The 15,354-nt window shown below is 68.3% G+C and carries 11 protein-coding genes and 1 pseudogene; 3 read left to right on the top strand and 9 right to left on the bottom strand.

All coding sequences use genetic code 11. The annotated features are described in order from the left end of the window. Positions 1-36: 36 nt before the first annotated feature. Positions 37-1,203: an acyl-CoA dehydrogenase family protein gene (locus G3I17_RS33565; RefSeq protein WP_164602230.1), complete on the bottom strand. Its 1,167-nt coding sequence runs from the start codon at positions 1,201-1,203 to the stop codon at positions 37-39. Between the two features lie 74 nt (positions 1,204-1,277). Here G3I17_RS33565 and G3I17_RS33560 point away from each other — a divergent pair, with 74 nt between their 5' ends. Together G3I17_RS33560 and G3I17_RS33555 are read left to right on the top strand one after the other, a co-directional pair. Further along, positions 1,278-1,670 (top strand): MerR family DNA-binding transcriptional regulator, encoded by a 393-nt coding sequence (locus G3I17_RS33560; RefSeq protein ID WP_343238506.1) that lies wholly within the window; start codon positions 1,278-1,280, stop codon positions 1,668-1,670. 620 nt (positions 1,671-2,290) lie between these two features. Further along, positions 2,291-2,851, top strand: a complete 561-nt coding sequence (locus tag G3I17_RS33555) for a dihydrofolate reductase family protein (RefSeq protein WP_164602226.1) — start codon at positions 2,291-2,293, stop codon at positions 2,849-2,851. Here the strand turns inward: G3I17_RS33555 and G3I17_RS33550 are convergent. The 8 genes and pseudogenes from G3I17_RS33550 to G3I17_RS33520 all read right to left on the bottom strand — a co-directional run bounded on the left by G3I17_RS33550 (position 2,848) and on the right by G3I17_RS33520 (position 12,969). Then, entirely contained in the window at positions 2,848-3,270 is a 423-nt protein-coding gene (locus G3I17_RS33550; protein WP_164602224.1) for a hypothetical protein, read from the bottom strand. The genes G3I17_RS33555 and G3I17_RS33550 overlap by 4 nt on opposite strands. Positions 3,271-3,312: 42 nt before the next feature. Next, positions 3,313-4,131: a sirohydrochlorin chelatase gene (locus G3I17_RS33545; RefSeq protein ID WP_164602222.1), complete on the bottom strand. Its 819-nt coding sequence runs from the start codon at positions 4,129-4,131 to the stop codon at positions 3,313-3,315. Then, entirely contained in the window at positions 4,128-5,252 is a 1,125-nt protein-coding gene (locus tag G3I17_RS33540) for a uroporphyrinogen-III synthase (RefSeq protein WP_343238505.1), read from the bottom strand. Before G3I17_RS33540 ends, G3I17_RS33545 begins: the two co-directional genes overlap by 4 nt. Next, complete coding sequence (gene nirD, locus G3I17_RS33535; protein ID WP_164602220.1) at positions 5,245-5,577, bottom strand: nitrite reductase small subunit NirD; 333 nt, start codon at positions 5,575-5,577, stop codon at positions 5,245-5,247. Before nirD ends, G3I17_RS33540 begins: the two co-directional genes overlap by 8 nt. Next, positions 5,574-8,156: a nitrite reductase large subunit NirB gene (gene nirB / locus G3I17_RS33530; RefSeq protein WP_239063183.1), complete on the bottom strand. Its 2,583-nt coding sequence runs from the start codon at positions 8,154-8,156 to the stop codon at positions 5,574-5,576. Before nirB ends, nirD begins: the two co-directional genes overlap by 4 nt. A 60-nt stretch (positions 8,157-8,216) precedes the next feature. Continuing rightward, a pseudogene (locus G3I17_RS41270) lies at positions 8,217-9,485 on the bottom strand (FAD-dependent oxidoreductase); the annotation flags it as partial. Continuing rightward, complete coding sequence (locus G3I17_RS33525) at positions 9,482-11,590, bottom strand: molybdopterin oxidoreductase family protein (protein ID WP_164602216.1); 2,109 nt, start codon at positions 11,588-11,590, stop codon at positions 9,482-9,484. The pseudogene G3I17_RS41270 and the gene G3I17_RS33525, both read right to left, overlap by 4 nt. After that, positions 11,587-12,969 (bottom strand): MFS transporter, encoded by a 1,383-nt coding sequence (locus G3I17_RS33520; protein ID WP_164602214.1) that lies wholly within the window; start codon positions 12,967-12,969, stop codon positions 11,587-11,589. The genes G3I17_RS33525 and G3I17_RS33520 overlap by 4 nt, the downstream gene beginning before the upstream one ends. A 172-nt stretch (positions 12,970-13,141) precedes the next feature. Between G3I17_RS33520 and G3I17_RS33515 the strand changes: the two genes are divergently transcribed. Then, entirely contained in the window at positions 13,142-15,304 is a 2,163-nt protein-coding gene (locus G3I17_RS33515) for an efflux RND transporter permease subunit (RefSeq protein WP_343238504.1), read from the top strand. Positions 15,305-15,354: the final 50 nt, after the last annotated feature.

The raw sequence follows: 15,354 nt of genomic DNA, 5'->3' as shown, positions 1-15,354 counted from the left end.
AGGGACGTCTACAACAGTTCTTCGGACGTAAGCCTGTCACTCGACGGGGAGGCCGAGGCCGCGGGCGATCAGCATGCGCTGGACCTCGGAGGTGCCCTCGCCGATCTCGAGGATCTTGGCGTCGCGGTAGAACCGGGTGACCGGGTACTCCTCCATGAAGCCGTAGCCGCCGAAGACCTGGGTGGCGATCCGGGTCGCGGTGACGGCGGCCTCGGTCGAGTAGAGCTTCGCGACCGCGGCGGCCTGCTTGAACTCCTTCATCGGAGCGCCGGCGTCCTTGAGCGCCGCGGCCCGGTACACGAGCAGCTCGGCCGCGTCGGCCATCACCTTGAGGTCGGAGATCTGGAACGCGACCCCCTGCTTCTGACCGATCGGTACGCCGAACGTCTTGCGCTCAGCGGCGTACTGGACCGACATCTCCAGACACGCCTTGATGCAGCCGAGCGCCACCGCGCCGATCGCGACCCGGCCGTCGTCGAGGGTGGCGAGGAACTGGCCGAACCCCTTGCCGCGCTGACCGAGCAGGTTCGCCTCGGGGACCCGGCAGCCCGCGAACGAGAGCGGGTGGGTGTCGGAGGCGTGCCAGCCGAGCTTGTCGTACGACGCCTCCGCCACGAATCCCGGCGTACCGGTCGGGACGATGATCGTGGAGATCTCGGGGCGCCCATCCGCCTTTTCACCCGTCCGGGCCGTCACGGTGACGAGCGACGTGATGCTGGAGCCGGAGTTGGTGATGAACTGCTTCGAGCCGTCGATCACCCAGTCGCCGTTGTCGAGTACGGCCTTGGTCTTGGTCGCGCCCGCGTCGGACCCCGACTCGGGCTCGGTGAGGCCGAAACCGGCCAGCTTCTGCCCGGCGATCAGGTCGGGCAGCCACTGCTTCTTCTGCTCGTCGGTACCGAAGGTCAGGATTGGGTTGATCCCGAGCCCGACCGCCGCCTCGAGCGTGATGCCCATCGACTGGTCGACCTTGGAGATCTCCTCGATCGCGACGCACAGGCTGGTGAAGTCGCCACCGGACCCGCCGAACTCCTCCGGCGCGGTCAGCCCGAACAGGCCGAGCGCGCCCATCTTGTGGACCACCTCGACCGGGAAGTAGTGCTTGCGGTCCCACTCCGCGGCATGCGGCGCGATCTCGGCCTGGGCGAAGTCCCGCACGCTGTGGGCGAACTCGCGGTGCTCTTCGGACAGCTCGTACGACATGCCAGCTCCCAGGCCTCTTGTGATTGACGCTTACGTAAACGTAAAGCACGATGGCCTGTGTGCACAATATTCCGGTGCCCGTCGAATCAGCTACTTGGACCATCGCCGAACTGGCCGCCGAGTACGACGTCACCCTGCGCACGATCCGCTTCTACGAGGACCGCGGCCTGCTCACCCCCGAACGCCGCGGCACGGTCCGCGTCTACCACGCCCGCGACAAGGTCCGCCTGGGCCTCATCCTGCGCGGCAAACGCCTCGGCTTCAGCCTCGACGAGATCGCCACCATCGTCGACATGTACGACGCCGAACCAGGCGAAGCGGGCCAGTTGGCCTACCTCCTCAACCAGATCACCACCCGCCGCGCAGAACTCGAACAACGCCGCCGCGACATCGACGAAACCCTCGCCGAACTAGCCGAGGTAGAAGCCCGCTGCCAAGCCGACCTCAACACCCTCCGCACCAAGTAAGAACTCCCGGACCGCCACCACACACCAACGCCCGCGAGCGCCGCATTCCCGCGCCACCGTGAGCCTGCCCGACCAGACGGCGGCGAGGTTAGTGTGTGATGGCGGTCCGAGGCCGGCACCATGACCTGCCGATCAGTAGCAGCACGACGGGCTGACGGCGTCAGCCGCACCTAGGTTGGCCCGGACACCTAGCCGTACCTCTCCACGGTGCGGGGTTCTTTCTCCTCCGTCCCGCGTCCCGTTCACGAGGTGACGCCCAGCGTCACGAGCCGGTCGCGCGCCGGCCGGGAGGCCCAAGGGCCCCTCTCCGATGGGGGCTTTCGCCCGTCTCGCGTCCAGTCCGCGACGGTGACGCCCAGCCTCATGAGCCGGATGCGGACCGGCGGCCGAGCTCCAGCCTCGCTCCCATAGCACCTCGATCGCTACCGGGATGGCTTAACTCTGGCGAGTTCCGGGCGACTGCGGAGCCGGTTGTCCAGCGCCCCGGACCTGCACCACACACCAACGACCGCGAATGCCGTGTTCCGGCGCCGCCGTGCAGGCGTGGGGTCGTTGGTTGTCGATCTGAGCTCATGCCGTTCGTGTAGGTGGTGAGAGGTCGACGAGCGGAGGAGCTGGTTATGGGCAGGGTTGTGGTTCTTTGTAATGTGACGCTGGATGGTGTGATGCAGGCGCCGGGGCGGGTCGATGAGGACACGCGGGACGGGTTTCGGTATGGCGGGTGGGCTACTCCCTATAGCCAGGACGCGATGGGGAGGGTGCTGGCTGATGACGGCGCGGAGCCGGCGGCCTTGTTGCTTGGGCGGGTTACCTTCGAGGACTTTGCGGAGTTCTGGCCTAAGCAGCCGCCGAATCCCTATACCGAGGCGCTCGATCGGCAGCGGAAGTACGTCGTGTCGTCGACGCTCGCCGAGCCGCTGTCCTGGGCCAATTCGACCGTTGTCGGGGTGGAGGACGTCGCCAAGCTCAAGCAGGAGCAGAACCTGCTGATCCTTGGCAGCGGTGTGCTGATCGACTCCATCCAGGACCAGATCGACGAGTACAAGCTGCTCATCCATCCCCTGGTGCTGGGCAGCGGGCGGCGGCTCCTCACCACTCACCGAGCGTTGGAGCTCACCGACTCCGTCACCACGACCACCGGTGTCATCATCGCCACCTACAGGCCCGCCATAGAAGGCTAGGCGGGCAGGCGGCGGTGCCAGGTGAGGGGGCCGATCGCGATGCGTTGGTCGGAGGAGCCGGTCCAGGTGACCGGGAGGTCCTGGGCGCGGAGGGCGTGCTCGATCTGGCGGCCGATCTCGGTGTCCTGGTCGGCGACCTGGCCGCGGATCGGGTCGAGGGCGCCGTAGGCGAGGTACAGGTGGGCGCCGTTGTCGGCCAGGCGTTCGCTGTCTTGCTGGTGGAAGAAGACGTAGCCCGAGGAGGGGCGGTCGGTGGGGCGTTCGTCGTCGATCTCGGCGACGCCACAGGTCTGGCAGCAGGTGAAGTTCATCCGGGCGATCACTCCGGCGGCGTCGAGCTCGGCGAACGCGGCCGCCACCTTGTCCGCGTCCGTCGGCCCGGTCCACGTCTGCTGCTCAGTCAGCCGCGCCTGCCACACGTACGGCGGCTGAGTTTGTCGAAGATCCCCACGCGCCAAAGGTTAGACGGCCACCACCGACATTTTCCTGGCAACGTCATAACGATGCAGGGCCAGCGCCGCGATCCGCGGGTCGGCGCCCAGCGGCGCGCTGACGGGCCGGCCGGCTGCGATCCACCGCACGCGGTCGGCGAAGAACCCGGGCGCCAGCAAGTAGGTGGCGACCGCGACCTTCCCGGTACTACGGGCGAGAACCGGCCCGAGCCGTTCACCGGCGCCGGAGACGTACCCGATCTCCACCGGCCGGTCGATCCGTTCGGACAACAGCGCCGCGGTCGCCGAGCAGTCGAGCAGAGCCCGCCGATCCGACGACCCGGCCGCCGCGAGCACCACCCGATCGATCCCCCGCAGGCGGACACAATCCAGCAGCCGATCGACCAGCACGTCGGCCAACGCGGGATCCGGCCCCAAAGCCGCAGCAGCCTGTACCTGGTACGGCCGCCGATCCGCCTCGCGCGCGATATCCACCGCCGTGTGATATCCACTGCTCAACAACAACGGCACCACCACAGCGCTGGGCGCCCCTGACGCGGGAGAGCAGGACGTTGCTTGCTTGCCATCAGCAACAACCCGGTCGATCAGCGAAGGCAACGCCGGCAGGTCGACGTCGACGAAGCCGAGCGAGATCGGCACCCCGGGCCGCTGCTCCGCCATCAGACGAACCAATGCATGCACCTCACGAATACCCCGAGGATCCGCAGTCCCATGCGCCGCCGCCACCAAATCCACCGCACCACCGAACGCACCACCGCGCTGCGCGCCGTCGCGCGATGAGTCGGGTGCGAACGACGCCGAAGAGTGCCGCCCGGGGCTCGCTCTCATGTGGACGCTCCTACCGGTTCGACGGCCAGGCGGTAGCCGCGGCGGACGACGGTGCGGACCAACTCCGGGCGCCCGACCGCGGTACGGAGACGGTTGACGGTGACTTCTACTGCGTGAACGTCCTCCGCACCGGGAAGTACCGCCAGTAGGTCGGGGCGGGAGACTACGTCGCCGCCCGCAGCGACCAGGGCAGCCAGGACCGCTCGGGGACCAGGACCGAGCGGAAGTACAACGCCATCCAGGACTGCGGCGCCGCCTCGGATGACCAGTTGGCCGAAGGCGGTTTCTATCGATCGGGCGTTGTCGTCGGTGAGACGGTCGGTGACTATGCGGATCAGGGCGCCCAGGCGGAAGCGGTCCGGGACCAGGGGGTCCAGGCCGAGAGTCAAGAACGGGCCTGCGGTGATCGGGCCTACGCAGGCGTTCAGTACGCGGCCGGTTCGCAGCGCCGACACCAGGGCGTCGTACTGGCCGTTCAGCGCGGCCGCGTCCAGCAGCGCCTGCGCGCCCGGCGCCGACGTGTGCACGACGGCATCCACCCCGCCGGCACAGATCTGCCCGATCGTTCGCTCGACAGCGGCCGGATCGGGGGCCGGCCCCCAGCGATACACCTCCAGCCCCCGCACCGACGCGCCCACGGAACGCAAAGCGTCCTGCAACGCCGGATCAGACAATCCATGCAGCTGTACGACGATCTTGCGCCCGACCACCCCTTGGTCGCGCAACCACTCGACCACCTCCGCCGTCGTCTCCGAGCGCGCCGACCAGTGCTCGACCAACCCGGCCGCCCGGATCGCACCCCGCGCCTTCGGGCCACGGGCGAGCAGCCGCGCCTGCTCCAGCGTGCTCAGCAGATCGGCCGCCAGCCCGACCGTGTCCGCCGCCTCGATCCAGCCGCGGAACCCGACCGCGGTCGTCACGATCACGTCGTCCGGCGGGTTGGCGATCACCCGCCGAGTTGCCTCGAGCAACGGCTGGTCGTCGGCGGCCGGCACGATCTGCAGCGTCGGCGCGTGCAGCACCTTCGCGCCCCGGCGTTCGAACGACGCGATCAGGTCATCCGCCCGGCGGTGCGCGGTGACGGCGATCGTGCAGCCGCTCAGCGGACCCGGCCTAGTCACCGACGATCACCTGTCCATCGACGACCCGCACCGGATAGACCGTCAAGGTCAGCGAGGGATCGTCCAGGCACACCCCGGTCCGCAGGTCGTACACCTGCTTGAACATCGGCGACGCCACCGTCGGCACGTCACCGCGACTGCCGACGATGCCGCGCGCCATCACGTTCGCGCCGCTGACCGGATCCTGGTTGCCCAGTGCGAAGACCGCTCCGTCGTAGGTACGGAACAGGGCGATCTGGCGCTCCCCGATCAGGGCGGCGACACCGCGTTCCGGCAGCAGCGCGTCGTACCCGCACACCACCACCGCTGTCGTCGAAAGGGTCATCGGCGTACCTCCAATCGGGGACCGGCGAGCAGGACCGGTTCCAGTTGCCCGCGTTCTGCCGGGGTCGCCGGCCGCGGTTGATTGCGTTCGACCACATAGCGCAGGTCGGCGTCGGGCTGGTCGGGTGCGTTCACGAACGACACGAACCGGGCCAGCTTCTCCGGGTCCTGCAAGGTCGCCTGCCACTCGTCGACGTAGGAGTCGACGTGCGCGGTCATCGCCGCGTCCAGGTCGGCCGCGATGCCGAGGCTGTCGTTCAGCACGACTTCGCGGACGTGATCCAGGCCGCCTTCGATCTCGTTGATCCAGACGGCCGTCCGCTGCAGCCGGTCGCCGGTGCGGATGTAGTACATGAGGAAACGGTCGATTGCCTGCAGCAACTGTTCGTCACCAAGGTCGGAGGCCAGCAGTTGTGCATGCCGGGGCGTCATCCCACCATTGCCTCCTACATACAGGTTCCAGCCGTTCTCGGTGGCGATGATGCCGACATCCTTGCCTCGCGCCTCGGCGCACTCGCGCGCACACCCCGAGACGCCGAGCTTGAGCTTGTGCGGCGACCGCAGCCCGCGATAGCGCAACTCCAACGCGATCGCCATCCCGACGGAGTCCTGGACGCCGTACCGGCACCAAGTCGAGCCGACACACGATTTCACCGTCCGCAACGCCTTGCCATAGGCATGCCCCGACTCGAACCCGGCGTCGACCAACCGCTTCCAGATCGCCGGCAACTGCTCGATCCGCGCCCCGAACAGATCGACCCGCTGCCCACCGGTGATCTTCGTGTACAGCCCGAAGTCGCGCGCGACCTCACCGATCACGATCAGCCCCTCGGGCGTCACCTCGCCGCCGGGGATCCGCGGGACGACGGAGTACGTGCCGTCCTTCTGGATATTGGCCATCACGTGGTCGTTGGTGTCCTGCAGTGTCGCGCGCTCGCCGTCGAGAACGTGCCCGGCCGGGTCGAGGCTGGACAGGATCGACGCGACCACCGGCTTGCAGATGTCGCAACCGCGTCCGGACCCGTGCCGCTCGACGATCTCGCTGAACGTCCGCAGCCCGGTCACCCGTACCACGTCGAACAGCTCGGCCCGCGACAACGCGAAGTGCTCGCAGAGCGCCTTGCTCACCTCGACACCCGCCGCGGCCAACTCGGCGTTCAACAGGTTCTTCACGATCGGCAGGCACGAGCCGCAGCTGGTGCCCGCTTTCGTCTTGCCACACAGCGATTTCAGGTCGCCGCACCCTTCGTCGCGGACAGCGCAACGGATGGTGCCGGCGGCAACGTTGTTGCAGGAGCACACCGGCGCATCGTCCGGCAGCTCAAGCTGCGTCGGCGCGGATCCCTCAGGCAGCAGGTACGACGCGGGGTCGGCGCCGAGTTGGCGGCCGACCATCGGCCGCAGACCCGAGTACGCCGAGGCGTCGCCGACCAGGATGCCGCCGAGCAGCGTGCGAGCGTCATCGGACAGGACGAGCTTCTTGTACACGCCCGCCACCGGATCGGCGTACACGATGTCGAGCGCACCCTCGGTCGCACCGAATGCGTCGCCGAAGCTCGCGACGTCGACGCCGAGCAGCTTGAGCTTGGTCGAAGTGTCAGCGCCGGGGAAGGTCGCCTCGCCATCGAGCAGCCGGTCGGCGACGATCTCGGCCATCGCGTAGCCCGGCGCGATCAGACCCCAAACCCGGCCTTCGATGCACGCGACCTCGCCGATCGCCCACACCCCCGGTACCGAGGTACGGCACCCGTCGTCGACGATGACGCCACCGCGTTCGCCGATCTCCAGCCCAGCAGCGCGACCCAGCTCATCCCGCGGCCGTACGCCGGTTGCGAAAACCACCACATCGGCCGGAAGGTCTTTGCCATCAGCAACAGCCATGGCTCGCGCCGCACCCTGGGAGGTGGTCTTGACCCGGGTGGTCTGGGTGGAGGTCAGCACCTCGATGTCGAGGTCGCGGATCAGCCGGGCTAGCGCGCTGCCGCCGCCCTCGTCGACCTGGAGCGCCATCAGCCGCGGGGCGAACTCGACGACCTTCGTCGCCGCGCCCAATGCGCGCAGCGCACCGGCGGCCTCGAGGCCGAGCAGCCCGCCGCCGACCACGACCCCGTCGACTTCCTTGCCCTCGGCCCGCAACCGTTCGACGTAGACCCGGAGCGCGGCGACGTCGTCGATGGTCCGGTAGACGAAGCAACCGGCCGCGTCGCTGTTCTTGATCGGCGGGACGAACGCGTACGAGCCGGTGGCGAGCACCAGTTCGTCGTACTCGATGACCTCGTCGCGCGTGGTGCGGACTGTCTTCGACGCGGTGTCGAGCGAGGCGACCGCGACACCCTTGCGCAGGGTGACCGCGGGGTCGTCCCACAGGTCCGGGTCGCCGAGGGAGAGGTCCTGCGGGTCGCGGCCGGAGAAGTAGCTCGTGAGCGCGACCCGGTCGTACGGCATCCGCGGTTCTTCGGCGAGCACGGTGATCCGCCAGGCGAGGTCGGCGTCGCGTGAGCGCAACGCTTCCACCAGCCGGTGCGCGACCATGCCGCCACCCACGATCACCAAGTGCCGGGCCTTCTTGAGCTCAGTCATGGTCGCCCTTCTGGTCGGGACGGGTTCACTCTCGCCGCGCTGGAGCCGGTCGAGCAGGTTGCCGACGGCACCGGTACAGCTGCCACAGCCGGTCGTCGCCCTGGTCTTCGCCGCGATGCCGGCCACACTGTCGGCACCGCCCTGCCACGCCGTCTCGATCGCGGCCCTCGTCACGCCGTTGCAGCGGCAGACGGTGAGATTCCTCGGCTTCGGTCGCTCTGGTGCCGCCAGCAACGATCCGGCGTCCACCGGGGTCTGCCGGTCGCTGAACAACACCAGCTCGGCCGCAACTTCAGGAGCGTTGACGGCCACCGCGGCCCGTACTACGCCATCGCGCAGCACCGCTCGGACATACCGCTGCCCGTCGTCCAGCCGCACGACCTCGCCCTCGGCGTCCCGCTCACCAAGCGCTAGTACGTCGAGCCCGCCCGCGGTCAGGCGTACCACTTCCGGCACCGGCTCGTACTGCGTACCGTCGCGCAGGTAGCTCGCCAGAGCAGCAGCCTGATCCCACGCGGACCCGACCGTCCCGGTGCGACGCCCGTCGATCTCCGCGCAGTCCCCGATCGCATGCACCCGACCGTCCGTCGGGCTGGCGAAGGTCCGATCCACCACGATCCCGCCGGTCGCCCCCACAGCCAGTCCGCACGCGAGCGCCAGGTCAACCCGCGGACTCACCCCGCAGGCAACCACCAGCAACTCGCCGAACACCGCCCGGCCACCGGCCAGCTCCAGAGACTTGAAGGCGCCATCCCGCAGCGTGGTACCGGAGATCTCGGCATTGAGGAGAACCTCGATCCCCAGCTCCCGAACCGACCGAGTGATCGACCGCCCCGCGGTAGCCCGAACCGTCTTGTCCAGCAGGCTCTCCCCGTCATGAACAAGCGTGACGGCAACTCCACGCTCCCGCAGCGCACATGCCGTCTCCACCCCGAGCACGCCTCCGCCGAGTACCACCGCACGCCGCACCCGCTGAGCAGCCTCAACAATCGCAAGAGCATCAGTTGCCATACGCAGGGTTCGATAGCCGTCGACGCCGGCAGGAACCATCGGGTCGGCGCCGGTCGCGAAGACGAGGTGGTCATACGCGAACTGACGCCCGAGATCGTCGACGACAACTCGCCCAACACGATCTACCTCGATCACCGCCCTCGGCTCCGCGGAGGACGGGTCGGCGGGGGCGGTGGCGCGGCCGGCGATGTATTCGGTTAGGCGGGTTCGGTTGTAGGGCGGCTCGTTGCCGAGTAGGACTACCTCGTGGTCGGGTAGTTCGGCGGCTAGGCGGGTGCCTGCTAGGCCGGCGCCGATGATTACTACTCGGGTGGTCATGCTGATCCTGCGAGCGGGAGGGCCTCGGCGGTCAGTTCTACTGCGCAGACCTTGAATTCGGGCATTCGGGAGATTGGGTCGAGGGCGTCGTTCGTCAGCTCGTTCACCGCGCCCGCGCCGCCGAAGTGGAACGGTACGAAGATCGTGTCCGGCCGGACGTCATCAGTCACCCGGGCGACCAGGACCATCGAGCCGCGCGCGGTCCGCAGTCGTACCGGTCGCCCGTCCGCGATCCCGCGCTGCGCCGCCACCCGCGGATGGATCTCCGCGAACACCTCCGGCTCGGCCTCCGTCAGCTCCGCAACGCGTCGCGTCTGTGCCCCGCTCTGGTAGTGCTGCAGCAACCGCCCGGTGACGAGATAGAGCGGCGCCTCAGCCCGCAGATCATCCGCGACCGGGCGATGATCGACGGCGATCACCCGCGCGCGCCCATCCGGCGTACCGAAGCGATCCGCGAACAGCCGCGGCGTTCCAGCGTGATCGTCCGAAGGGCAAGGCCAGAACAACGCCTCGCCGGCGTCCAACCGCCCCCAGCTGATCCCCGCGTAGTCGGCGATCCCACCCGCACTCGCGACCCGCAACTCCTCATAGACCGCCGCCGGATCCGTGGCGAAGGCAACCTCAGGACGCAACCGCGACGCCAGCCCACCGAAGACAGCCAAGTCGCTCCGCACCAACCCCGGCGGCGCGACAGCCGCGCGGCGACGCAGTACGCGACCTTCGAGCGAGGTCATCGTGCCTTCCTCCTCGGCCCACTGCGTGACCGGGAAGACGACATCGGCGAGCATCGCGGTCTCGGACGGTACGACGTCTGCCACGACCAGCAGGTCGAGCGACGAGAGCCGCTCCCGCACAGACGCCAGCCGCGGCGCCGACACGAGCAGATTGCTCCCGTGCACCAGCAACGCGCGCGGGCCGTCGGTAGTACCGAGGGAATTGATCAACTCGACCGCACTACGCCCAGGCCCAGGCAACTCGTCGGGTGAAACTCCCCAAACCCCAGCGACATAGGCCCGGGCCGCAGGATCAGAAATACTCCGGTACCCCGGCAGCTGATCGGCCTTCTGCCCGTGCTCGCGACCGCCCTGCCCGTTGCCCTGACCCGTGATGCAGCCATACCCACTGCCAACCCGTCCAGGCAGCCCGAGCGCCAACGCCAGGTTGATACAAGCCGTGACCGTATCCGTGCCCTTGCTCTGCTGCTCAGCCCCACGCCCGGTCAAGATGAACGCACCCGGCCCACCGTGAACCGGCGCGGCAGCAGCCAACACCCGTGCCGCCTGCCGAATAGTCCCGGCCGGTACGCCGGTAACGCGCTCCGCGCGCTCGGGCCACCACCCCGCCGTCGACCGGAACAGCCCATCCGGATCGTCGGTCCGCGAGGCCAGGTACGAGGTGTCGGCCAAATTCTCCTGCAGTACGACATGCGTGACCGCGAGCACCAATGCCAGGTCGGTCCCCGGCGTCGCCTGCAAGTGGATCCCTGCCAGCGAAGCAGTGGCGCTACGCCGCGGATCCACCACCATCAACCCGCCGGCCTCGCGAGCAGCAGCCAGATGAGCGACGGCAGGCGGCATCGTCTCAGCAATGTTGCTGCCGACAAGCAAGATCGCTCCAGCACCGCCCAGATCCGCCAACGGAAACGGCAATCCGCGATCGATGCCGAAGGCACGGTTCGTCGCCGCGGCGGCCGACGACATACAGAACCGTCCGTTGTAGTCGACGTTCGGGGTGCGCAACACGACCCGAGCGAACTTGCCCAGGGCATACGCCTTCTCGTTCGTCAGCCCGCCACCACCGAACACCGCCACCGAGTCGTTGCCATGAGCACCTTGCAAAGAACGGATGCGTGAAGCAACAAAATCCAAGGCGAAATCCCAGCTGACCGGGACCAGTTCACCCGAGGCGTCCCGTACCAGCGGCGTCGTCAGCCGATCCGGCACGGTCAGCACCTCGGCCGCCGTCCAGCCCTTGCGGCACAGCCCACCACGGTTCGTGGGGAAGTCTCGCGGACGCACCTCGACGGCACCCGGCCTCTCGACCGGGTGCAGGGTCATGGCGCACTGCAGAGCGCAGTACGGGCAGTGAGTGGCGACTGCGGTCACACGCGCTCCTGGCTGAGCGGGCCACCCCGACGCAGGTAGCAGAAGTAGGTGACCAGGAGACAGACGACGTAGAAGCCGCAGAAGGTGTAGAGCGCCGGGACGAGCGACCCGTATTGCCCGGTCGACATCGCGAAGCCGCGCGGGACCAGGAATCCGCCGTACGCGCCGACCGCCGACGCGATCCCGATGCAGGCAGCCGCCTCGCGCCGGGCCCGGATCGGCTCCGGCTTGCCGTCGAGATCCCGCGTCGTCTGCCGGAACACCGCCGGGATCATCCGGTACGTCGAACCGTTGCCGGCCCCGCTGGCCACGAACAGGACCAGGAAGCTGAGCAGGAACCAGGTGAAGCTGCCCGCATGGAGGGCGGCGATCGCCGACAAGATGCCGGCCCCCATCACCACGAACGCGCAGACCGTCACCCAGGCGCCGCCGACGACGTCGGACAGCTTGCCGCCGAACGGCCGCGAGACCGAGCCGACGAGCGCGCCGAGGAAGGCGATGTGGGCGACCGTGATCTCGGGGAAGGTCGTCTTGATCAGCAGCGGGAAGGCCGCCCCGAAGCCGATGAACGAGCCGAAGGTGCCGATGTAGAGGAACGAGATGACCCAGGTGTGCGGCCGCTTCGCCGCCGCGATCGAGGCCTTGAAGGACGAGGTGGCCGCGGTCAGGTTGTCCATCAGCCGCCAGGCCAGTACGGCGGCCAGCAGGATCAGCGGGATCCACATCAGCCCGGCGCGGTTGAGCGTCAGCCCGGCGCCGATGACGATCACGATCGGTACGAAGAACTGGACCACGGCGACGCCGAGGTTGCCGCCGGCCGCGTTCAGGCCGAGCGCGAAGCCCTTGTCCCGCTCGGGGAAGAAGAAGGAGATGTTGGTCATGCTGCTGGCGAAGTTGCCGCCGCCGGCGCCCGCGGTGGCCGCGACCAGCGCCATCAGCCAGAACGGCGTGTCCGGCCGGCTGACGAAGTAGGCAAGGCCCGAGGCGGGGATCAGCAGCAGGAGCGCGGACACGATCGTCCAGTTCCGCCCGCCGAACTTCGGTACCGCGAAGGTGTAGGGCAACCGCAGCGTGGCGCCGACCAGGCTCGGCAGCGCGACCAGCCAGAACATCTGGTCGGTCGTATAGCCGAAGCCGGCCGCCGGCAGCGAGACGACGACGATGCTCCACAACTGCCAGACCGAGAAGCCGAGGAACTCCGCGAAGATCGAGGGCCACAGGTTGCGCCGCGCCACCCGGCGGCCCTTCGCCGCCCAGAACGCGCCGTCCTCCGGGTCCCAGACGTCGATCCAGCGCCCGCGCCGGGGCGCCTCGACCGTACCCACCGCGCTGGCCTGATCGCGGGGAGTGACGACCTCCGGCCGTGTCTCGAGCGTCATCGTTCGTCTCCGATCGTCTGCCTCACTGATTAGCTCAGGACGCTATGACCGGGGTGTTTCCGAGCGGTCATCTCGTTGTTACGCCGTCGAAACGGCTCCCGCACACCTCCCGGTCGCTGGTGAGAGAAGTCGGTACTGTTCCGGAAGGCGCGGACCGACGGAGGGGGATCTGGTGGAGCAGGAGAAGACCGGACGGCGATCGAGCCGGCGCTGGACCTGGCGGGCCGGCGTGGCCGCGGTACTGATCGCCTGGCTGGTGCTGGGGTCGCTCGGCGGGCCGACGGTGGGCAAGCTGAGCGAGGTCCAGGAGAACGACAACGCCAACTTCCTCCCGAAGCAGGCCGAGTCCACCCTGGTCAACAACGAGTCCGCCAAGTTCGTCGACTCCAAGGCCCTGCCGTACTTCGTCCTGATCGAGCGAGACAGCGGGATCACCCCCGAGGACGTGGCCAAGGCGAACGCCTTCCTGGCCAAGGTGCCGTCGATCGGGCTCGGCGACGGCAAGACGATCGGCCAGTACCTCGCCGCGCCGGCCAAGACGGTCATCCCGTCGGCGGACAAGAAGGCGCTGCTGATCACCCTCGAGCTGAACGGTGATCGCCTGGACGACGTGGTCAAGAACGGCGAGACCGCCCTGTTCGCGGTCGCCGACGAGATGCGGGGCGAGATCAGGCAGTCGCTGACCCCGACCGGGCTGCAGGTCTACGTGACCGGTCCGGGTGGCGTGTTCGCCGACTTCGTCACCGCCTTCGGTGGGATCGACGGGATCCTGCTCGGCGTCGCGCTGGTGGTCGTCTTCGTCATCCTGCTGATCGTCTACCGCAGCCCGGTACTACCGATCGCAGTACTGCTGACGGCTGTCTTCGGTCTCGCGCTGGCCGCGTTGGTGGTCTACCCGCTGGCCAAGAACGACGTGATCGAGCTCAACGGGCAGAGTCAGGGCATCCTCTTCATCCTGGTCGTCGGCGCCGCGACGGACTACTCGCTGCTGCTCGTCTCCCGGTACAAGGAGGAACTGCACGACTACGAGAGCAAGTACCAGGCGATGCGCGTCGCCTGGCGGGCGGCGGTCGAGCCGATCGCGGCCAGTGCCGCGACCGTCATCCTCGGGCTGCTCTGCCTGCTGCTCTCCCAGCTCGGCAGCACGAAGGGCCTCGGCCCGGTCGGCGCCATCGGCATCGCCGGCGCGCTGATCTCCGCGATGACCTTCCTGCCCGCGATCCTGCTCGCCTTCGGCCGCCGCATCTTCTGGCCGGCCATCCCCCGCCTCGACCACGTGCACGCCAAGGATCAGGTCGGCAGCCGCAAGCTGTGGGGCCGCGTCTCCGGTCTCGTCGGCCGCAGCCCGCGCAAGGTCTGGGCGATCAGCGCGCTGGCTTTGATCGCCTTTGGCGCCTTCCTGCCCACCTTCAAGGCCGACGGTATCTCCCAGGAGGACCTGTTCCTCAACAAGGTCGAATCCGTCACCGGCCAGGAAGAACTCGCCAAACACTTCGACGCCGGCGCCGGTACGCCGGTGCAGATCCTGACCCCGGTCGACCAGGCCGACAAGGTCGTTCAGACGGCCATGAAGGTGGACGGCATCGCGACGGCTACGGCCTCGGTGGCCCCGGGCTTCCCGCCGAAGGTTGTCGACGGGAAGGTCCTCGTCCAGGCGACGCTCAAGGTCGCGGCCGACTCCCCCGACGCGACCAAGGTCGTCAAACACCTGCGGACCGAGCTCGACGCCGTCAGCCCGGACATCCTGGTCGGCGGCAACACGGCGATCAACCTGGACGTGATGACCGCGAGCAACCGGGACCTGAAGGTCATCATCCCGACCATCCTCGCGGTCATCTTCATCGTCCTGATGCTGCTGCTGCGCTCAGTCGTCGCGGCCGTCCTGCTGGTCGTCTGCAATGTGTTGTCGTTCGGCGCGACGCTCGGGATCAGCGCACTGTTCTTCAACCACGTCTTCGACTTCCCCGGCGCAGACGCCTCGATCCCGCTCTATGCCTTCGTCTTCCTGGTTGCCCTAGGCATCGACTACTCGATCTTCCTGATGACCAGAGTCCGCGAGGAGTCGATCGAGCAGGGCACCCGGCCAGGAATCCTGACCGGCCTGGCCGTCACCGGCGGCGTGATCACCTCCGCCGGCGTCGTCCTGGCAGCCACCTTCTCCGCCCTAGGCGTAGTACCGATCCTCTTCCTGGCCCAGATCGCCTTCATGGTCGGCTTCGGCGTCCTCCTGGACACCACAGTCGTCCGCTCCCTCCTCGTCCCCGCCCTCGCCCACGACCTCGGCCGCAAAGTCTGGTGGCCAAGCAAACTCGCGAAGGCCGAGCAGCCCGGCTAAGCCAGGTCCCGAACGACAGGTAGTGCACCCCGAAACGCCGTACTCGGGAA

The sequence above is a fragment of the Streptomyces sp. SID13031 genome (assembly GCF_010548305.1).
In the GTDB taxonomy this organism is placed as follows: domain Bacteria; phylum Actinomycetota; class Actinomycetes; order Propionibacteriales; family Kribbellaceae; genus Kribbella.
Note: the sequence above shows the minus strand (reverse complement) of the source record. Positions and strands in the feature narration are given on the sequence as shown.